17 protein-coding genes are annotated in these 20,617 nt (G+C 61.5%); 4 read left to right on the top strand and 13 right to left on the bottom strand.

What is annotated here, in order from left to right:
* The first annotated feature begins 140 nt into the window (after positions 1 to 140).
* The 3 genes from BG455_RS00905 to BG455_RS00895 all read left to right on the top strand — a co-directional run bounded on the left by BG455_RS00905 (position 141) and on the right by BG455_RS00895 (position 6,048).
* Positions 141 to 1,475 (top strand): amidase, encoded by a 1,335-nt coding sequence (locus BG455_RS00905; protein WP_071468202.1) that lies wholly within the window; start codon positions 141 to 143, stop codon positions 1,473 to 1,475.
* 188 nt (positions 1,476 to 1,663) lie between these two features.
* Complete coding sequence (locus BG455_RS00900; RefSeq protein ID WP_071468062.1) at positions 1,664 to 2,842, top strand: aminotransferase class I/II-fold pyridoxal phosphate-dependent enzyme; 1,179 nt, start codon at positions 1,664 to 1,666, stop codon at positions 2,840 to 2,842.
* Positions 2,843 to 2,856: 14 nt separating this feature from the next.
* Positions 2,857 to 6,048: a DNA translocase FtsK gene (locus BG455_RS00895; RefSeq protein WP_071468061.1), complete on the top strand. Its 3,192-nt coding sequence runs from the start codon at positions 2,857 to 2,859 to the stop codon at positions 6,046 to 6,048.
* 148 nt (positions 6,049 to 6,196) lie between these two features.
* Here the strand turns inward: BG455_RS00895 and BG455_RS00890 are convergent, their stop codons facing one another.
* From BG455_RS00890 to BG455_RS00870, 5 genes are all read right to left on the bottom strand, one after another.
* Positions 6,197 to 7,261, bottom strand: a complete 1,065-nt coding sequence (locus BG455_RS00890; protein WP_245735440.1) for a flagellar basal body P-ring protein FlgI — start codon at positions 7,259 to 7,261, stop codon at positions 6,197 to 6,199.
* Positions 7,262 to 7,305: 44 nt separating this feature from the next.
* Positions 7,306 to 8,301, bottom strand: a complete 996-nt coding sequence (locus BG455_RS00885; protein WP_218147525.1) for a flagellin — start codon at positions 8,299 to 8,301, stop codon at positions 7,306 to 7,308.
* A gap of 23 nt (positions 8,302 to 8,324) precedes the next feature.
* Positions 8,325 to 9,779: a FlgK family flagellar hook-associated protein gene (locus tag BG455_RS00880; RefSeq protein WP_071468058.1), complete on the bottom strand. Its 1,455-nt coding sequence runs from the start codon at positions 9,777 to 9,779 to the stop codon at positions 8,325 to 8,327.
* Between the two features lie 25 nt (positions 9,780 to 9,804).
* Positions 9,805 to 11,115, bottom strand: coding sequence for a flagellar hook protein FlgE (locus BG455_RS00875; RefSeq protein WP_071468057.1), 1,311 nt, complete (start codon positions 11,113 to 11,115; stop codon positions 9,805 to 9,807).
* A gap of 69 nt (positions 11,116 to 11,184) precedes the next feature.
* Positions 11,185 to 11,973, bottom strand: a complete 789-nt coding sequence (locus tag BG455_RS00870) for a flagellar motor protein MotB (protein ID WP_071468056.1) — start codon at positions 11,971 to 11,973, stop codon at positions 11,185 to 11,187.
* A 195-nt stretch (positions 11,974 to 12,168) separates the two neighbouring features.
* Here BG455_RS00870 and BG455_RS00865 point away from each other — a divergent pair, with 195 nt between their 5' ends.
* Entirely contained in the window at positions 12,169 to 12,759 is a 591-nt protein-coding gene (locus BG455_RS00865; protein ID WP_071468055.1) for a transglycosylase SLT domain-containing protein, read from the top strand.
* Positions 12,760 to 12,775: 16 nt separating this feature from the next.
* Here the strand turns inward: BG455_RS00865 and paaZ are convergent, their stop codons facing one another.
* The 8 genes from paaZ to pcaF all read right to left on the bottom strand — a co-directional run bounded on the left by paaZ (position 12,776) and on the right by pcaF (position 20,509).
* Positions 12,776 to 14,818 (bottom strand): phenylacetic acid degradation bifunctional protein PaaZ, encoded by a 2,043-nt coding sequence (gene paaZ, locus BG455_RS00860; protein WP_071468201.1) that lies wholly within the window; start codon positions 14,816 to 14,818, stop codon positions 12,776 to 12,778.
* A gap of 8 nt (positions 14,819 to 14,826) precedes the next feature.
* On the bottom strand, positions 14,827 to 15,579 hold the full coding sequence (locus tag BG455_RS00855; protein WP_071468054.1) for a Phenylacetic acid catabolic protein: 753 nt from the start codon (positions 15,577 to 15,579) through the stop codon (positions 14,827 to 14,829).
* Positions 15,580 to 15,591: 12 nt separating this feature from the next.
* Complete coding sequence (locus BG455_RS00850) at positions 15,592 to 16,662, bottom strand: 2Fe-2S iron-sulfur cluster-binding protein (RefSeq protein WP_071468053.1); 1,071 nt, start codon at positions 16,660 to 16,662, stop codon at positions 15,592 to 15,594.
* 10 nt (positions 16,663 to 16,672) lie between these two features.
* Positions 16,673 to 17,209, bottom strand: a complete 537-nt coding sequence (paaD, locus tag BG455_RS00845; RefSeq protein ID WP_071468052.1) for a 1,2-phenylacetyl-CoA epoxidase subunit PaaD — start codon at positions 17,207 to 17,209, stop codon at positions 16,673 to 16,675.
* Positions 17,173 to 17,943, bottom strand: coding sequence for a 1,2-phenylacetyl-CoA epoxidase subunit PaaC (gene paaC, locus BG455_RS00840; protein ID WP_071468051.1), 771 nt, complete (start codon positions 17,941 to 17,943; stop codon positions 17,173 to 17,175). The genes paaD and paaC overlap by 37 nt, the downstream gene beginning before the upstream one ends.
* Positions 17,943 to 18,227, bottom strand: a complete 285-nt coding sequence (paaB, locus tag BG455_RS00835; RefSeq protein ID WP_071468200.1) for a 1,2-phenylacetyl-CoA epoxidase subunit PaaB — start codon at positions 18,225 to 18,227, stop codon at positions 17,943 to 17,945. Before paaB ends, paaC begins: the two co-directional genes overlap by 1 nt.
* A gap of 82 nt (positions 18,228 to 18,309) precedes the next feature.
* Complete coding sequence (gene paaA, locus BG455_RS00830; RefSeq protein WP_071468050.1) at positions 18,310 to 19,287, bottom strand: 1,2-phenylacetyl-CoA epoxidase subunit PaaA; 978 nt, start codon at positions 19,285 to 19,287, stop codon at positions 18,310 to 18,312.
* Between the two features lie 16 nt (positions 19,288 to 19,303).
* Positions 19,304 to 20,509, bottom strand: coding sequence for a 3-oxoadipyl-CoA thiolase (pcaF, locus tag BG455_RS00825; protein ID WP_071468199.1), 1,206 nt, complete (start codon positions 20,507 to 20,509; stop codon positions 19,304 to 19,306).
* Positions 20,510 to 20,617 lie beyond the last annotated feature (108 nt).

Raw genomic sequence — 20,617 nt, 5'->3', positions numbered from 1 at the left:
TGACATCCAGATGCACAAAGTCCATGCGGCAAAAGCACCAAACCCATGCCTTTTCATGCCCTGCCATGCCTATTGGGCTTGACATTTGTTATCTGCAAATAGTCCCTTCCTGCAAAACAAGCCAGCAGCGCGAGGGGCAAATGACGGATAAAAACTGGGCCAAACTATCGGCATGTGAACTGGGCCGCGAGATCGGGGCGGGCACGATTTGCCCTGTCGAACTGACAGAGTCCTTTCTGGACGCGATCCGCGCGCACCCTGTCGGCACCCGCATTTATGCGCGGCTGACGCCCGAACGCGCGCTGGACGAGGCTATGGCCGCGCGGGGCCGTGCGCGGGCAGGCTTGCGGCGCGGGGTGCTGGATGGTGTGCCGGTGTCATGGAAAGACCTGTTCGACACCGCAGGTGTTGCAACCGAGTCTGGCACCGCGCTGTTGCGCGGGCGTGTTCCCACGTCCGATGGGGCAATGTTGTGCGCCATGACGCAAGCCGGCACTGTTTGCCTTGGCAAAACACATATGACGGAATTCGCCTATTCGGGCTTGGGGCTGAACCCTGTGACAGAAACGCCGCCCTGCATTAACAACCCGCAGGCTGTGCCGGGGGGGTCGTCTTCGGGGTCGGCGGCATCGGTGGCCTTCGGGCTGGCCCCTGTTGCCATCGGGTCGGATACAGGCGGGTCTGTGCGCATTCCGGCCGCGTGGAATGACCTTGTGGGGCTGAAAACCACATCGGGGCGGTTGTCGTTGGAAGGGGTGGTGCCCTTGGCACCGAAGTTCGATTCTGTCGGGCCGTTGGCCCGCAGTGTCGAGGATTGCGCGCATGTGCTGGCCATTATGGAAAACCGCCCCGCCCCCGATCTGCGCGGCGCAACAGTGGCAGGGCGGCGCTTTCTGGTGCTGGAGGGTGCCCCGTTCGAGGGTATCCGCGATGAACCCGCGCAGGGGTTCGAGCGCGCGGTGGCGCAACTGGAAGCGGCAGGCGCGCAGATTGACCGCGCCACCCTTGCCCCGGTCGAGGAGGCGCTGGCGCTTTCTGCCATTATCTACACACCCGAATGCTATGCGCAGTGGCGAGAGTTGATCGAGACGCGGCCAGAGGCCGTCTTCGCACCTATTCTGGAGCGGTTCCGCTCTGGCCGCGACCATCTGGCGACGGATTATCTGGCAGCATGGGATGCGTTGCGCGCGCATCGGCAGGCATATCTGGCGCAGACTGCGGGGTATGACGCTGTATTGCTGCCCACTGCGCCCAACATGCCCCCCGATGCCGAACGGTTGATGAATGACCACGCCTATTTCACCACCGAGAACCTGCTGACATTGCGTAACACGCGGATTGGCAACTTGTTGGGCCTGTGCGCGCTGACCCTGCCCACGCAAACCCCCTCTGTCGGGATCAGCCTGATGGCCCCCCCGATGCGCGAGGATAACCTGCTGCGTCTGGGGGCGGGGGCAGAAAAGCTGGTGCACTAAGGTCAGGGCGTGCGCTAGCGCTAGGGAAAAGGGACGCAGGACACACGACATCTTGTGTGTTCTGCGAAAATGCCACAAATTCGCGGGGTTAATGTGGTTTCTTCAAGCCTTTTTCTGGACCAGCGCGATCTGTCAGGGTATGCTTCCAGTCAATAGGGGCAAAAGACCCCATGAATTAGAGGCAGTCCATGGCATTTCCAGAGCGGTTTTCGAACCTGCCTGAATACGCATTCCCGCGCCTGCGTGCGCTGTTGGACCACCACCAACCCGGTGGTGCGCCCATTGCCATGACAATTGGCGAGCCGCGCCACGAGATGCCGCCTTTTTTGTCGGATGTGCTGAATGCCCATCTGGACGGATTTGCAAAATACCCCGTCAATGAAGGTATCCCGCCCTTGCTGGATGCCCTTCAGGGGTGGTTTTCGCGCCGCTATGCGACCACGCTGGGCCATGAAAACCTGATGGTTCTGAACGGCACGCGCGAAGGGTTGTTCAACGCGGCCCTTGCGCTTTGCCCTGAACACAAAAATGGCCAGCAGCCGGTTATCCTGACGCCGAACCCGTTTTATCAGGCATATGCTGTGGCCGCGCTGGTTCTGGGGGCCGAGGCGATCTTTGTGCCCGCCACCAAGGATAGCGGCCATTTGCCCGATTACGCGAACCTGCCCGCCGATGTGCTGGACCGTGCCGCGATTGTCTATATCTGTTCACCCGCGAACCCGCAGGGGTCTGTTGCGGACACGGCCTATCTGCGCAATCTGATCGATTTGGCCGAAAAACACGATTTCCGCATTTTCGCCGATGAATGCTATTCCGAGATTTACCGCGACACGCCCCCCCCCGGCCTGCTGCAAACCGCGCGCGACATGGGCGCGGACCCCGAACGCGTGTTGTCTTTTCATTCCTTGTCCAAACGGTCCAACCTGCCGGGAATTCGGTCTGGCTTTGTTGCAGGCGGGGTCGAGTCGATCCGGCGTATCCGCCAGTTGCGGGCCTATGCGGGCGCGCCCTTGCCCGAACCCTTGCAGCATGTCGCCGCCGCCGCGTGGAATGATGAAGCGCATGTAAACCGCTCTCGGGCGCTGTATCAGCAGAAATACGCGCTGGCCGACCGCATATTTGCATCGGTTGACGGCTATCAGGGGCCGGAAGCAGGGTTTTTCCTGTGGTTGCCTGTAGAGGATGGCGAAGCCGCCGCCCTGCATCTGTGGCAGAAAACCGGCATTCGCGTCTTGCCGGGGGCGTATTTGTCGCGCGACATCGCAGGTGTGAACCCCGGCAAGAATTTCATCCGCGTGGCGATGGTGGCCCCGATTGACGAACTGGAAGAGGCGCTTCGGCGCTTGCGTAATTGTCTTTACCCGTAACGAGGCTTTAACAGATGGCATCCTATAACACCCGTTCGAGCGACCCTTTGCTTGACAGCAATCTGCAAGCAATGTTGCAAAAGCGCGGCCGCGAATTGCTGGGGCTGGGGCTGATTGTTCTGGGCGCCATGGTCGCGTTGATGCTGGGGTCGTATTCACCGGCGGACCCAAGCTGGCTTAGCTCTTCCGATGTGCCGGTCCAGAACTCGCTTGGGCGCATGGGTGCGATGATCGCATCGCCGATGATGATTATCATCGGCATGGCGTCTTGGGGTCTGGTGCTGTTCTTTGTCGGTTGGGGCGCGCGGCTGGTTGCAGGGTTTGGCCATGATCAGGTTTTAGCGCGGGGCATTTTTCTGCCGATCGCGCTGGCGCTTAGTTCGGTTTGGTGTGCGTCACTGGTGCCGAGTGCCGGCTGGGACACGCTGTATGGTATGGGCGGGGTGTTTGGCGACACTGTTCTGGGGGCGGTGATAAACGCCCTTCCCATGAGCGCCTCTGCCGGGGTCAAGCTGATGGGGCTGGTGATGCTGGGCGCGACTGTGGCGATCTGGGCTTTCACCCTGGGCGTTCACCGGCATGAGGCATTGCGCTTTTTGGGGTTTGTTTTGGCAGGCACAGTTCTGTGCTATGCCGCCTTGCTTGCGCTGTTGCGCGGTGGTGCCGCAGGTGGCGCGCTGGGCGTTCGGGCGGCAGGCGGGGCCGTGGCGCGCAAGTTGCACGACACCCGCATCTCGCGTGCGCAAACGCGAGAGGATGCGATGGCCTATCATCCGGTGCCCGATGCGCGGCACCACCCTGCCCCGAATGCCCGCCCCGCATATGGCGCGGCCCCGCAGGAACCCACCTTGTCGCGGGCAGAACCCAGACTGGACGGCGGGCAGCCGCGCCGCGCGCCGCCCGTGATCCGCGCGGCGGCCCATCCGCCACAAGACTTTGCCTTGCACAGCGAGGATGACCACGATTACCCGCTGCTGGAAGATGAGGACGCCTATTACCCTGCACCCCCGCGCCCTGCCCCGCAGTTTCAGCATGAGGACCCGAACGAGACACCATCCGGCTTGCTGGCGCGCCTGAAATCCCTGAGCAACCGCCCAAACGGTGCCATTTCCCCCGAACCAGAGGCTGCAATGCCCCTGCGGGGCGAGTTGGTGGAACCCAGCCTGACGGCGGCTGCGATCGACGCGCGCCCCTCGGGCGACGCGCGGATCAAGACGCGCATTGCCGATGCAATTCGCCACCGCAAGGGGGCCAAGCCGGTGTTTCAGTTCGACCGCACGCGCCACCCTGTATCGGAACCGCCCTTGCGCGCGCCTGCCCCGCAACCCGTGCCGCATGCCGCCGCAGAACCTGTGCTGCACCAGCCCGTGCCGCCACAGGATGTGCCGCCTGTTGCCACAGCCAGCCTTAGCGCCAGCTTGCCCGCTGCCCCCTTTGGCGCGGTGCCCATGCCCGACTGGATGCTTGCCGCGCAGCCAACCCACGCAGCCGCGCCTGCGCCTGCTTCCGCGCCGGTTGCGCCTGCCCCTGTGGCCCCGGTGCTGCATGCAGAACCCTTGTTTGAACAAGACCCGCCGCGCAAAGGCCATGTCTTGCAGCGCCGCGTTGTCGCCACCCCGCAGGCCCGCCCGCAACCCTCGCGTCAGGCGCAGGCCGAGGCAGAACCGGCCTTTGCATTCGAACCCGCAGCGCCCGCGTTTGAACTGCCGCCCCTGTCGCTTCTGGAACACCCAAGCGAGGTGCAGCGCTACACGCTCAGCGATGAAGCGTTGGAAGAAAACGCGCGGATGCTGGAAAATGTGCTGGATGATTACGGCGTGCGCGGCGAGATTGTCAGCGTCCGCCCCGGCCCTGTTGTGACGCAATATGAACTGGAACCCGCACCGGGGCTGAAGGCCAGCCGCGTCATTGGTCTGGCCGATGACATTGCGCGGTCCATGTCGGCGCTGTCGGCGCGTGTGTCCACTGTGCCGGGCCGGTCGATCATCGGGATCGAGTTGCCCAATGTGCAGCGCGAAAAAGTGGTTTTGCGCGAAATCCTGTCGGCGCGCGATTTTGGCGATACCCAGATGCGCCTGCCGCTGGCGCTGGGCAAATCCATTGATGGTGAATCGGTGGTGGCCAATCTGGCCAAGATGCCGCATTTGCTGATTGCAGGGACAACAGGTTCGGGCAAGTCGGTGGCGATCAACACCATGATCCTGTCGCTGCTGTATCGCCTGACGCCCGATGAATGCCGGATGATCATGATCGACCCCAAGATGCTGGAACTGTCGGTCTATGACGGCATTCCGCATCTGCTGTCACCCGTGGTGACCGACCCGAAAAAGGCCGTTGTGGCCCTGAAATGGGTCGTGGGCGAGATGGAAGAGCGCTATCGCAAAATGTCGAAAATGGGCGTGCGCAATATTGACGGCTATAATGGCCGCGTGCGCGAGGCGCTGGACAAGGGCGAGATGTTCAAGCGCACCATCCAGACCGGATTCGACGATGAAACCGGCGATCCGGTGTTCGAGACGGAAGAATTCGCGCCGCAGCTTTTGCCCTTTATCGTTGTCGTAGTCGATGAGATGGCCGATCTGATGATGGTGGCAGGCAAGGAAATCGAGGCTTGCATCCAGCGTCTTGCGCAGATGGCGCGGGCCTCGGGCATTCACCTGATCATGGCCACGCAGCGCCCCTCGGTCGATGTGATTACCGGCACGATCAAGGCGAACTTCCCCACGCGGATTTCGTTTCAGGTGACCAGCAAGATCGACTCGCGCACCATTCTGGGCGAACAGGGCGCCGAGCAGCTTTTGGGCATGGGGGACATGCTGTATATGGCGGGCGGGTCGCGGATTGTGCGCGTGCACGGGCCTTTCGTCAGCGACGAAGAGGTGGAAGAGGTTGTGAACCACCTGAAATCCTTCGGCCCGCCCGATTACAAATCCGGCGTGGTTGACGGCCCTGAATCCGACAAGGAAGCCGATATTGACGCGGTCTTGGGGCTGGGTGGCAACACCACGGGCGAAGATGCGCTGTATGATCAGGCGGTGCAGGTGGTTATTCAGGACCGCAAATGTTCGACCAGCTATATCCAGCGCAAACTGGGCATCGGCTATAACAAAGCCGCGCGTCTTGTCGAGCAGATGGAGGATGAGGGGCTTGTCACAGCGGCCAATCATGTGGGCAAACGCGAAATTCTGGTGCCGGAACAGGGCTGAAGCGTATCGGGGTTTGTTGACACACCCAGATGCTTTGGCGTTTTGATTTGTCGCAATTCCGAACCGCAAATGCAGGTCGGTTTTTTGCGGAAACTGCTTCGGGCAGGCAGGCCCCTTTGGGGTTGCGCCCTGCTGACAGGTTGGCACGTCACTGCACGATCAGTTCTGCATGCAAAGCCCCCGCCGCGTTGATGCTGTTGAGAATGTCAATCATGTCGCGCGGCGCCACCCCCAAGGCGTTCAACCCTGCGACAATGTTGGAAAGCGTGGTGCCCTCGCGCAGTTCGGCCAGGGCGATGGGCGGCGCGTCTTGAATCTGTGCCTGTGTGCGGGGAACGACAATCGTTTCCCCTTCGGCAAAGGGGTTTGGTTGCACCACAAGCGGCGTTTCTTCCACGCGCAGGGTCAAGCCGCCTTGTGCAACCGCGACGCGGCTGATCCTGACATCCTCGCCGATGACGATCGTGCCAGAGCGTTGGTCTACCACAACGCGGGCGCGGATCTGGGGGGTGATGCGCAGGTTCTCGATCCGGGCCAGCGCATGCGCAGCCGAAGGCGCATTGACTTGCCGCAGGTCCAGAACAACGGTGCCCGGGTCTGTCATCATGGCGACCTGCCGGTTGAATTCGCGGTTAATGCCGGTTTCAATGCGCAAGGCGGTTGTCAGATCGGGCACGCGCAGCGCCAGCCGGACCCGCTCCAGGCTGGTGAAGTCGAAATCCACCTCTCGTTCCACCCGCGCGCCCAGCGGGATAGACCCCGAGGTGGGCACGCCGCGCACTTCGCGCGCGCCCTGCCCCTCTGCGGCGGCACCGCCTGCGATAATCGTGCCCTGTGCGACCGCGTAAATTGCACCATCGGCCCCGTTGAGGGGGGTCATGACCAAGGTGCCGCCCAACAAGCTGCGCGCGTCGCCGATTGCCGAGACCGTTACATCCACGCGCCCGCCCGCACGGGCAAAGGGCGGCAGGCTGGCTGTCACGATGACCGCAGCAACATTTCTGGGCCGGAATTGTTCACCCGTGACATTCACCCCAAGCCGCTCAAGGATATTTGAGAGAATATCCTCGGTGAACGGGGCGTTGCGCATGCCATCGCCCGTGCCATCCAGCCCCACGACCAGACCGTAGCCCAACAGGTCGTTGCCGCGCACACCGTCGAATTCGACAAGGTCTTTCAGCCGGACAGAGGCGTCGGCCGCATGGGCAAGCATGGCCAGCAGGAAGGCCAGAAAAACCGATCTGATGAAAGCGCAGCTCATCGCAGATAATTCGCCAAAGACAGCCGCGACAGCCGCGCTGTAAGGTTATAAATCAGATCAAGCTGTGTCATGGCCTGTTCCAGCTGCATGGCTGTTTCATAAGGGTCTGCTGCCAGAATTTCGACGCGCGCAATGGACATGGCGGTGTGTTCCGCCTCTGCCCGTGCAAGCCCGGCAGAGGCGCGCGCTTCTGCCGCGCCCAATCTGGCCGAGAGGCCGATCAGGCTGTGATGCGCCGCCCCAAGCCCGTGCGAGGCATGTGCAAGCAGGGCTTGCTGCGCGGCTTGGTCGGCCGCAAACACCCCTTTGGACAGGATCGCCCCTGTTGCAAAAGCGCCAAGAACCTGTCTGAAAGCGGGGTCTTGTGCGGTCATCTCGAACCCCACTGTTATGCCATGGCCAAGATCCAGCTTTGCCGGAATTTGGGGGCCGCCAAGATAGCCCGATATGTCGAACGGCCCGCCAACTGCGAACCATGCGGCAATAAACTCATGCGCGGTATCTGCATCAGGCCCTGCCGGATAGGCGGCCATCATGTCTTGGAATATCGCATCAAGCATGTCATCTGCGGCCATGACGGCCGCGCCATCTGTGGCGGTTCCGGCAAAAAGTGCGCGCCCGCCAAGGCTGGTGTTCAGCTGTGCCACCGCATGGCGAAAGCCGTCTTCCATCAGGCGGGTGCCCCATGCAAGCGCGGATTGGGACGGGGCGGCACCGCGCTTGAATTCCTCCAGAAAGCCGGATTGCGCCTGCGCACCCAGATCGTCAAGGATGGCTTGCTGGGCGGCAAAAACCATTCCGGCCGATCGCGCGGTGTCCTTGCGTGCGGTTGCCATATGCAAGGCGTTGTTGATGGTGGCAAGCGTCGCAAAGTCGCCCTTAACCCTGTCGGATTTGTCCTTGACCAACCCTGTTGTCATATCTTGCGATAAGGTGGCGATAGAGCGTTTCAAACCCGCGCCCTGTCGTTGCAGCGCAAGGCGGTGTGACATGTCGCCCAAACCAGATGCCATCATTACACATTCTCCAGCAGTGTCCGCCACATGGCGTCGACAGTTGCGATGACCTTTGCATTCGCGGCATAGGCCTGTTCCAAAGTCAGAAGCTTGCTTAATTCTGCGTCGGTATCCACGCCGCGGGCCGTGAATGCATCTTCCAATGCCGCAGCGCGGGCGGTGTTTGCCGCGCCGCGCTGGTCCTGTGCCAGCCGTTCAGATGCGAGGAAGGACAGCGTGTCGGCGGCATGCAGTGCGGCAGGTTTGGCCAGGCCGGACCCGCCCGCCAGCGTACGCGGGGCGCCCAGCATGTGCAGCTTGTTGGAGAGGAGCGCATTGTCAGAGGCCATTCCAGCGGGCAGGCTGGCCAGCCCCATACCATGGCGCAAGCGCCATAGCGCGCCCCCCTTGTCTGGGTCAGCCAAGGGATTGAGGGCGATCTTGCCGGAAATTCCGGTTTTGTCTGGCGGCATTGTGTGTAGTCCGGCAAGGGAAAACAGCCCGAATTCTGCCGCACCGAGGCTGGGATCGAGGGTGGGCTGCGCGAAGCGCGACACAAGGTCATGGGCGAGAGAATCCAGCCGGAGTTGGGCAGCGGGCGCGGATATGTCGCGGATTTCAAGGAAAGCGCCCATCCGCCCTGTGGAGAACAGCGCGTTGTCTAGCGCCAAGGGCCGATCATTCAGCGTGACGCGCGACAGGCTGCCGGCCTCGACACTGTCGCGGGCCGCTGGCCCCGGTGTTCTGGTAAAGCCGAATTGTGCGGCGGTTCTGTCAACAAGGATATGGCCGCCCTGGCCCATCAGCATGATCCGCCCGTCTGCGCGCGGGATTTCCTGAATGGCGATGGTTTGTGAAATATCACTAATAAGCTTTTGGCGTGCATCGACCAGACTTTGTGGCGCGCCGCCAAGAAGGGTTTGTTTCTGTATTCTGGTGTTCAGATCTGCAACAGTGGCAAGGGCGTGGTTCAGGAATTCCACATCTTTTGCCAGCGCTGCATCGGCAACATCGCGTTGGGCCTGTAGCATGTCATCTACCGCGCCGAAGCGCCGCGTGATGTCGGTTGCGGCCTGCGTGATCTGGCGCAGACGGATGTCAGACTCCGGTTCGGTGGCGGCATTCTGAAGCGACACTTGCAGCGCGTCGAGCAGATATGTCAGCCCGTCCGGTTCGTCCGGCATTCCGAAGCCGCCTTCGACCCGTGCCCAGAACCCTGACATGACCTGATCGCGGGACTGCGCGGATTTGGCGTGCCGCAGATCGGCCAGCAACGCGGGGTCCACATCGCGCAAGATACCTGTGGCCATGACGCCGCTGCCTTGCGCGCCCGTGCTGCGCGCGGCCAGCGACAGCGCGCGGACCCCGTAGCCTTCGGTCTGGGCATTGGCGATATTGTCCGAGACAAGCTGCGTGCCGCGTGCCGTCACATTGAGGCCGCTGAGCGCAGAAGACAGAGCGAGTGATAAAGACATGATGCGGCCTTATGCTGGGCTGGGGTCAGCGTTTGATATTGGTGGTTTCCTGAAAAATCTCGTCAACTGTCTGGATGACTTTTGCATTGGATGAATACGCGCGCTGCGTCTGGATAAGGCCGGTCAGTTCAGCGGCCACATCGGTCGCGGATTCCTGCAAGGAGAAGCCGACAAATTCCCCCACCGGACCATCGCCCGCATCCCATAGAAAGAATGACCCGCTGTCGCGCGAGACCTGAAAGGTTTGGGAATTCAGGGCCGTCAGGCCGTTTGGATTGGGCACATCAACAATCGGGATGCGATATAATGTCTGGCGGAAGCCCTGATCATACACAGCATCAAGATTGCCCTTTGCATCGATCATCAGCCCGACAAGGTTGCCTGCGCCAGACCCGTTCTGTTCAATGCCCGCGGGCGAGAAAGATGTTCCTTTCTGTGCCAAACCGCCCGTTTCGGCGTAGCGCCCGATGAAGAAATCTATTTGCTGGGCGCCGACATCCAGCCGGATTGTGCCGGCATCGGGGTCGTAATTGCCGACACCGCCCCCCAGCGCATCTGTCACCGCGGCCAATGTGCCGCCCTGTCCGGGTGTGTCGTCGAAAACCAGATCATAGTTGCCCAGCGTCGCCCCTGTCGGGACATGTTCCAGATTCATGCGCCAAGTGTTTTCGGGTGGCCCGATATTGGGCCTGAGTTCGACATCGATCATTTCGGCAAGGCCGAGTGAATTGAAAAATTCTACCGACATGCGCAGGGGTTCGCCCGATGCGGTTGCCTGGGTTGCCGATGCGGGCAGGTTGACGCCGAAATTGACCCGCGTGGTTTCCGAGAAAGCCTGTTGGTTAACCTCTATCCGGATGGGTCGCAGGGTGGCAGTGCTGTCGCGCGCATGTGCGGGGATTGTGCCGTCCAGATTTGCGGGCCATCCCAGCAATGTATTGCCCGATGAATCGCGCATAAAGCCATTTGCATCCTGGCGGAATGATCCGGTTGTTGCCAGCAGCAGGGGCGCGGACCCGTCTTGTAGCTGTGCGCCCAGTTCGGTTGTGACCGGCAAAAAGCCCCTGCCCGACAAGGCAATGTCGGTCGCGTTCTGGGTGCCAAGAAGTGACCCGCCCTGATCGACCTGCCGCAGGGTTGTGGTGCGCACGCCGCCCGCAGCAAAACTGCCCTGTCCTGCCATGCCGTTCCCGACAACCATGGAATGGAACGAGGTTTGCGCGCGGCGATACCCGTGTGTTGCCGAATTGGCGATATTGTCGGAGATGGTTGCAAGCCGCGTCGCATTTGCCCGCAACCCTGCAACACCTGCGTTCATTGATGATGAAATGCTCATGTCGACTCCATTCCAGAACTGATTCTTTGGAACAGTATGTCGCCCGAGGCTTAATTTCCCCCTAACAGCCTAGACCGGACCATATTGCCGCAGCAGGATAAGTTCGATCCGGTTGTTGCGTGCGGCGGTTGGCACCGGATCTGCGAGTTTGCGGTCTGCATGCCCTGTGACACGGTGAAACCGCAGCGGGGCAAGGCCGGCACCTTCCATCATGGCATGCACTTTTTTCGCCCGTTCAAGCGACGCAGGCCAGACCGGATTTTCCAGAAAAACCGAAGGGAAGCTGCGCGAATGTGCCCCAACTGCGATAGGGTTCACAACTGTGCGAAACGCATCTGCAATGGCTGTGACCAAAAACTCCAGCACGGGATGGGGGGTATTGGTGCCGTCTTCAAACAGGCTTCGATCCTCCAGATCGAATAATTCAAGGATCAGGCCCTCGTCACTTATGCGGATGGCAACATGTCTGAAGGCGTCTGCAAATTCCGCGTCCTGCATTGCGAACCCTTCCAGCAGGTCCATGATATGATCCAGCGCGAAGGTTTCGGACTGGTATTTTTCCTGCGTGGCGATTGTGTCGGTGATCGAATGCTCGATCGAGAGGGAGATGCCATCGAACAGATCGCTGCCGCCTGCGGAATCGCTGCGGATGGCGCGCGTTTCAGAGAAGTAATCGGCAATGCCCTTGCGCTTGTCTTCGGTCACCGAGCCAAGCAGCCAGAGCATAAGGAAAAAGGCCATCATGGCCGTGACGAAATCGGCATAGGCGACTTTCCACGCCCCGCCATGATGCCCGCCACCGGCGACCACCTTTTTGCGTTTAATGATTATTGGCCTGACATTGTCAGCTTTTTGCATGATCCCACCTATTTCAACACCCAAGACCAGAGTACCACCAAGGGCTGAACAGGGGGTTAACGGGCGCAGACCTGCGGCGGCAGTTCACATTCACATCAGAACAGCACAGAACGCGGAATTCGACGCCTGCACATGCCAGACAGGGGTTACAAAATTGGTGCATTTCGCTATTGTGCCTGAAAAATTGAGGTCAAAATGAGCAGAGTGATCCTTTTAATAATGGTGGTTGCCACGTTTGCCGCATGCGGCAGGCGCGACGCCCAGTTTTCAGCCCCCCGAAATCTTGAAAATGCCTGCCTGATGGAACGCGAGCGCCCGCAATATTTCGCGGCCATGCGCGCAACAGAGCGGCGCTGGGGCCTGCCCCTGCCGGTTCAGATGGCGATTATTCACGCAGAAAGCCGCTTTATTGGCGATGCGCGCACGCCTGTGCGCTATACTTTGGGTGTGATCCCGATGGGGCGGCAATCTTCCGCGCTGGGCTATTCGCAGGCGCTGGATGGCACATGGGAAGAATATGTCCGCGAGGTGGGCAACCGCCGGTCGTCGCGTACCAATATCCGCGATGCCACCGATTTTGTGGGCTGGTATGCCAACAAAACGCGCGAACGCAACGGCGTGCCGCTGAATGATGCCCGCAACCAGTATCTGGCCTATCATGAGGGGCATACAGGGTTCCGGCGCGGGTCTTACAACTCCAAGCCGTGGTTGATTGGCGTGGCCGATCGTGTGGCGTCGCGCGCGGCGATGTATGACCAGCAATTGCGGGCCTGCGGGCGGCGGTAACGGGTGGCCTGCCCAATCAGGCAGGCCATGTTTTCGCAACCATCGTCAGCACGTCATAGAGGGCGACAACCTCGCCATCGGCTTTGCTGACCTGACAATCCCAGCGCACTTCGCCATAGTCGCCTTCGGCGCGGGGGTTTATGTCTTTGCAGGTCAGTTGCACGCCAAGCCTGTCGCCGGGGTAAACCGGCGTCAGGAAACGCAAGTTGTCGATGCCGTAATTGGCCAGCACCGGCCCCGGATCGGGTTGCACAAACAGCCCAGCGGCAAAAGACACGATCAGATAGCCATGCGCCACGCGCCCCTCGAAAAACGGGTTCGCGCGGGCGGCGTCTTCGTTCATATGGGCGTAGAATGTGTCGCCGGTGAAGCCTGCGAAATGTTCGATATCTTCCAGCGTGATTTCGCGTTTTTCGGTGATCAGCTGGTCGCCGATGCGCAGCTTTGCCAGTGATTTGCGGAAGGGGTGAGTGTCGGCGCGGGCCTCTGCCCCGTCCAGCCAGCGCCCTGTGACAGCGGCCAGCAGGCGCGGTGCGCCCTGTATGGCTGTGCGTTGCATGTAATGGTGCATGCCGCGCATGCCGCCCAATTCCTCGCCCCCGCCTGCGCGCCCCGGCCCGCCATGCACCAGCATCGGCAAAGGAGAGCCGTGGCCGGTTGACGATTTGGCGCTGTCGCGGTTGCCGATCATCACGCGGCCATGAAAGGGGGCAAGCCCAAGCACGACATCCTCGGCCACATCGGGCGCATTGGTGAACAGCGACGACACGAGAGAGCCTTTGCCCAGTGCGGCCAGTTCCGCCGCCTGCCCTAGATCGTCATAGGGCATGAGTGTGGCGACAGGGCCGAAGGCTTCGACATCATGGATGGCCTGCGCGCGCATGGGCTGGTCGGCATAAAGCAGCACGGGGTTGAGGAAGGCGCCTGCTTCTGGGTCGCCTGTGGTAACTTGCACGGACTGGGGGTTGCCGAAGATGATCTCGGCCTCACTGGCAAGTGCGGCAATCGCGCGGCGCACATCTTCGCGCTGGTCCAGACTGGCCAGCGCGCCCATGCGGGTTGTGGGGTCATTGGGCAGGCCCACGGAAATTGCGCCCAGCTTGGCGTCCAGCGCAGCGCGCACCGCGTCTGCCTGCGCGCGCGGGATGATGACGCGGCGAATGGCGGTGCATTTCTGCCCTGCTTTCGCAGTCACCTCGCGCACGACTTCGCGGATGAACAGATCAAATTCGGGGCTGTCCGATGTTGCATCGGGGCCAAGAATGCAGGCATTCAGGCTGTCGGCTTCCATGGTGAAGCGGGTGGAATTGCCGATGATCGCAGGATGGGCGCGCAACATCTGCCCGGTTCTGGCCGACCCTGTAAAGGTGACAACATCCTGCCCTGTCACATGGTCCAGCAGATCACCGACACCGCCGCAGACCAGTTGCAGGCTGCCTTCGGGCAGAAGCCCCGTCTCGATAATGCGGCGCACCATCAATTCGGTCAGATAGGCGGTTTGGCTGGCCGGTTTCACAATCGCGGGCATGCCCGCCAGCAGATTGGGGGCCAGTTTTTCCAGCATCCCCCAGATGGGAAAGTTGAACGCGTTAATATGCACCGCCACCCCGCGCAGGGGCGACAGGATATGTTGCGCGGAAAAGCTGGCATCTTTCGACAGCGGTTCGACCACCCCATCTGTCAGCATGCGGGTATTGGGCAATTCGCGCCGCGCCTTGGAGGCATAGTTCAAAAGCGTGCCAATGCCGCCTTCAATATCTATCTGCCCGTCTTTTGGTGTGGCCCCTGTGGCGAGCGAGAGCGCATGAAACGCGTCTTTCTGCTCCATCAGCCGCAGACCCAGCGCTTTGAGCATCAGCGCGCGGTCATGCAGTTTCATCGCGCGCAACTGTGCCCCTGCCGCGCGCCCGTAAGCCAATGTTTCGGCGAAATCCAAGCCGGTCGAGTCGATCTCGGCCACCACCGCGCCTGTGGCGGCATCGCGCAAGGGCTTGGGGCTGCCCGTCCCCGCGCGCCACGCGCCGCAGACATAGCTTTCCAGCCGCAGGGGGTGTTTCATATCAAGCATCAGTCAACCTTTATTCCATGTTCCGCCAGTTGCGCCGCAACTGTCGCCTGCCATTCCGCCAGCAATTCGGCATTGGGCCGGTGCCGTAGCCCAAGGCGCTGGTGCAACGCGAACCGCTGCGAATCCTTCGCGCCAAAGCCCAAGCCCACGCGCGGGTGCCAATAGGCGACCGAGGCGCGCACGCGCTGCGCGTCATCCGCCATGATCTGGGCCAAGCCTTCGCGCCCCAGTTCCGCATGGCGCATCTCAACGGGCAGGATCGCGCGAAACACCTCTGCCAGTGGCTGGTAGGAGATGCGCGCGAATTCCTGCACCTGAATGACCGCTGCCGCCCCTTGCAAGACATTCATGACCACCGCATCGGCCCAGCCGGTGAACGGGTAGTGAAACACCGCCAGCCGCATATCGCCGCCCTGCCGTGCGGCCCCAATATCGGCATCGCGCGCCAGCCGTGCGGCCCAAGGGTGCGTGCCCACATAGCGCGAGGTGTCGGCCCCGAACTCGGCCATCACCTTCAGCACGCGCCCTGCATGATCGGCTTTCTCCAGCACGATCCGCGCGCTGGCAATGCGCGAGGTGATGCCGGGCGCATCATTAATGACATCTGCAAAGCCCGCAGAGGCCGCCAATTCGCTATCGACAAAGGCCGCCATCAGGCGCAGCACCTCGCCCCGATAACGCGGCGGCACATTGCCGGGCGATGTCAGCCGCCCGCCTTGGGCCAGATAGTCTTCAACTGGCATCTCGCTCATGGCCGCACCCCCCTATTCGTCATAGCTGATAACCAGCCGGTCACTCAGCGGCAGGCATTGGCAGGTCAGCACATAGCCTTGGCGCACTTCGTAATCTTCCAGCGCGTGGTTTACGGCCATTTCCGCCTCGCCCTCCAACACCTTGGCGCGGCAGGTCGAACAGACACCCGCCTTGCAGGCAAAGGGCGCGTCCAGACTGGCCCCAAGGGCGGCATCCAGAACCGAGGTGCCATCCAGCGGCAGGCTAAGGTTGCGGGTTGTGCCATCCAGTGTGACGGTCAGCGCGCAGGTCTTGCCCGTTGCCGCCTGCGCAGTTGCCTGCGCGCTGCGTTTCAGCCGCCCCTGCTGGTTCGAGGCGAACAGCTCGAACTTGATCTGCCCTTCCTCCAGCCCGTGATCGCGCAAGGCGCCCGCAATCGTCAGCATCATCGGCTCTGGCCCGCAAATGAACGCCAAATCCACCGATGCAGGGTCAATCCAATGGGTGAACAGCGCGGCCATCTTGTCGGCATCAATGCGGCCTGTGAACAGCTCGATTTCCTGCGCGTCCTGTTCCAGCACATGCAGCACGGTCAGCCGCCCCAGATGCAGGTTTTTCAGGTCTTCCAACTCTTCGCGGAACATGATCGAGCTGATTTGCCGGTTGGCATAGACCAGCGTGAAGCGCGCCTTCGGCTCTCTCGCTAGAACAGTGCGGATGATCGACAGCACTGGCGTAATGCCGGACCCGCCTGCAAAGCCAAGGTAATGCCGCCCCTGCTCGGGCGTTAGCGGCACATGGAAATTGCCGGCGGGCGGCATGGCCTCCAACACCGCGCCGGGGGCAAGGTTTTCATTGGCCCAAGTGGAAAACGCACCCCCTTCGACCCGCTTAATGCCCACGCGCAAGCTGCCATCATCCAGCCCCGAACAGATGGAATAGGACCGCCGGATTTCCTGCCCGTCAAATTCGCGGCGGAAGGTCAGGTATTGACCCTGAACAAAACGAAACGCCTCGCTATCCTTGGGCTGCAAGGTGACGATCACGGAATCGCGCGTGTCGTGGCGCACTTCGGTTACTTGCAACGGGTGAAAACGGCTCATCTCTCGGCCCTCAGATACATTTGAAATAATCGAACGGTTCCAGACAATCGCGGCACTGATAGGCCGCTTTGCAGGGGGTAGACCCGAACTGGCTGATCTTTTGCGTCTGTTCTGACCCGCAGCGCGGGCAGGGCACCACAAGTGCCGCCCCTGTCAGCCGGTTGATCCGGCCTGCAACCACGCCTTGCGCGCCTGTCCCGTCGATAGGGGGGGCAATGCCATAGGCGCGCAGTTTGTCGCGTGCTGCTGGCGTCAACCAGTCGGTGCTCCATGGCGGGTCAAGGCGGCGCTCCAGCCGCAGCTTGTCCACGCCTTGGGCGCGCAGGGCTTTCTCGATCTCGAAATTGATCACGGCAGTGGCAGGGCAGCCCGAATAGGTGGGCGTCACTGTCACCACCAAAGTGTCGCCGTCATAGGCCACATCGCGCACGATCCCCAGATCGGTGACCGAGATGACGGGGATTTCAGGGTCCGGCACCTTTGCCAGCCAGTCCCAGACCTGCGCCAGCGCTACCATGTCGAGTCCGGATAGGCGCGTTGCAGCCATTGCATTGTCGCCAGCATATGGCCCAGATGCTCGGAATGCGTGCCCTGTTTGCCGCCCTTGTGCATATAGGCCTGATCGGGGGCTTTCAGCGTTGCTTCGGCCAGCACCTCGGCCACCACTGCGTCCCATTGCGGGCGGATGCTGTCGGGTGCGGGTATGATCCCGGCTTCGGCCAGGGCGCGGTCGGTGTCGTCGCTCATCATCATCTCGCCGGTATAGGGCCACAGCCGGTCAAGTGCGGTCTGCATGCGCCCATGGCTTTCAGCGGTGCCATCGCCCAGCCGGATCACCAGATCGGCCGAACGTTCCAGATGATAGGCCACTTCCTTGCCCGCCTTGGCGGCAATCGCGGCAATGCGCGGGTCGTGGGAGTCTTCCAGCGCCTTCAACATCGGCTGGTGCCATGCGTCAAACAGGAACTGGCGCATCAAGGTGTGGCCGAAATCGCCATTCGGGCGCTCGACCAGCAGCAGGTTGCGAAAATCCCAGACATCGCGGCGAAACGCCAGCCTGTCTGCGTCGCGCCCGCGGCCCTCAACCTCCGCAGCCAGCCCCAGCCACAGTTGCGTCTGCCCGATCAGGTCCAGCGCGACATTGGCCAATGCGATATCTTCTTCCAGCACAGGCGCATGGCCGCACCATTCCGACACCCTGTGGCCCAGCACAAGCGTGCTGTCGCCCAAGCGGCACAGCCCTTCAAACAGGGCCACATCCAGATCCAGCGCTACAGCCATCACATTTTCCCCACGTCTTCGGGAATGTCGAAAAATGTCGGATGCCGGTAGACTTTGGCATTTGACGGCTCGAATAACGGTCCCTTGTCCGACGGGCTGGAGGCCGTGATCGCATTCGACGGCACCACCCAGATGCTGACACCTTCATTGCGCCGCGTATACACATCGCGCGCATGTTTCACGGCCATCTCGGCATCGGGCGCGTGCAGGCTGCCCACATGGCGGTGGTTCAACCCATGCTGGCCGCGAATGAAGATTTCCCACAAAGGCCATTCACTGGACATATCCATATCCTCATTTTCTTGCTCTAAATACTCTCGGGGTAGGCCGCAGGCCGTAGGGGGCGAAGCCCCCTGATCCGCAGGATTACTCTGCCGCGACCTTGGCTGTGCGCTGCTTCGCGGCATGTGCCATCAGCCCGTCGCGGAACCATGCGCCATCATCCCATGCCTTTTGCCGCGCCTCGATCCGCTCGGCGTTGCAGGGGCCATTGCCCTTGATCACCTCGAAGAATTCGGCCCAGTCGGGTTCCGAGAAGTCATAGCCGCCCTTTTCTTCATTCCATTTCACGGCAGGGTCGGGCACGGTCAGGCCCAGATATTCGGCCTGTGGCACGGTCTGGTCGACGAATTTCTGGCGCAGCTCGTCATTGGTGTTCATCTTGATCTTCCACGCCATGCTTTGCGCGGAATGCACCGAATCCTTGTCCGAGGGGCCGAACATCATCAGGCTTGGATACCAAAAGCGGTTCAGCGCATCTTGGGCCATCGCCTTTTGCTCGGGCGTGCCTTGGGCCAGTTTCATCATGATGTCATAGCCCTGACGCTGGTGGAAACTTTCTTCCTTGCAGATGCGCACCATCGCGCGGGCATAGGGGCCAAAGCTGGTGCGTTGCAAGGGCACCTGATTCATGATCGCCGCGCCATCGACCAGCCAGCCGACTGCGCCCATATCGGCCCATGTCAGGGTCGGGTAGTTGAAGATGGATGAATATTTCATCTTGCCCGACAACAGCGCCTCGGTCAGTTCATCCCGCGACACGCCCAGTGTTTCAGCGGCGCAATACAGATACAGGCCATGGCCTGCCTCATCCTGGACCTTGGCCAGCAGAATGGCTTTTCGTTCCAGCGTGGGGGCGCGGGTGATCCAGTTGCCTTCGGGCAGTTGGCCCACAATTTCGGAATGGGCGTGCTGGCCGATCTGGCGGATCAGGGTTTTGCGGTAGCCCTCGGGCATCCATTCTTTCGGCTCGATCTTTTCGCCCGCGTCAATGCGCGCCTGAAAGGCGGCCAGCAGGGCGGGGTCGTCATTACTCGCTTCGGATTTTACCATCTGTGCATACATGACAGGACTCCTGTGTTCAGACTCGTTCCAGTATCAGCGCCACGCCCTGGCCTACGCCCACGCACATGGTGCATAGTGCATAGCGCCCGCCGCTGCGGTGCAATTCCCATATGGCGGCGGTGACCATCCGCGCGCCAGAGGCACCCAGCGGGTGGCCCATCGCTATCGCGCCGCCATTGGGGTTAACATGGGGGGCATCATCGGGCAGGCCAAGGTCGCGCAGCACAGCAAGGGCTTGCGCAGCGAAAGCTTCGTTCAATTCGATCAGGTCCATATCGGCAATGCCTAGCCCCGCCAGCGCCAGTGCCTTGCGCACCGCAGGCACAGGGCCAATGCCCATAACGCGCGGCGCAACACCGGCGGCGGCCATGGCCACGACACGGGCGCGCGGTGTCAGGCCCTGTGCCTGCGCCATGCTTTCCGAGGCCAGCAGCAGGGCTGCCGCGCCATCATTCACGCCGCTGGCATTGCCTGCCGTCACGCTTAACTCTGGCCCGTTGATGCCGCGCAATTTTGTCAGTGTGTCCAGCGTGGTGTCAGGGCGGGGGTGTTCGTCAGTGTCGATCACCAGCGGGTCGCGTTTGCGTTGCGGCACGTCAACGGCGCAAATCTCGGATGCGAAGCGCCCCTGTGCCTGCGCCTGTGCCCAGCGCGATTGCGAGCGATGCGCGAACGCATCCTGATCGGCGCGCGACACGCCCCAATCGGCGGCGACATTGTCTGCCGTCTGGGGCATGGAGTCGACGCCATATTGCGCCTGCATCCTGGGGTTCACAAACCGCCAGCCGATGGTTGTGTCATAAATTGCGCTGCTGCGCGAAAAGGCAGAGTCCGCCTTGGGCATGACAAAGGGCGCGCGGCTCATGCTTTCGACGCCGCCTGCCAGCATCAGCGCGCAATCGCCCGCGCGAATGGCGCGTGCTGCCATGCCCACGGCATCCAGCCCGGAGGCACACAGGCGGTTCACGGTGATCCCCGGCACATCGACCGGCAGGCCCGCCAGAAGGGCGGCCATGCGCGCAACATTGCGGTTGTCTTCGCCCGCCTGATTGGCGCAACCATAGATCACATCTTCGACCGCGGCCCAATCCAGCGCGGGGTTGCGTGCCACAAGCGCGCGCAGCGGAATGGCTGCCAGATCATCCGCGCGGATGGATGAGAGCGCCCCGCCATAGCGCCCGACTGGCGTGCGCTGTGCGTCACAGATGAAAGCGTGCTGCAAACCTGCCCCTCCCAAAGCATGGCCGAGAATAACCGACCGAATGGTCAGACAATACGCATGATATGTCACATCTCAAAGCTAAATTTTCATAATTTTGTGACGCTTTAG

The sequence above is a fragment of the Roseinatronobacter thiooxidans genome (assembly GCF_001870675.1).
Lineage (GTDB): Bacteria > Pseudomonadota > Alphaproteobacteria > Rhodobacterales > Rhodobacteraceae > Roseinatronobacter > Roseinatronobacter thiooxidans.
The sequence above is the reverse complement of the archived record's forward strand: the minus strand, read 5'-3'. Positions and strand labels throughout refer to the sequence as shown.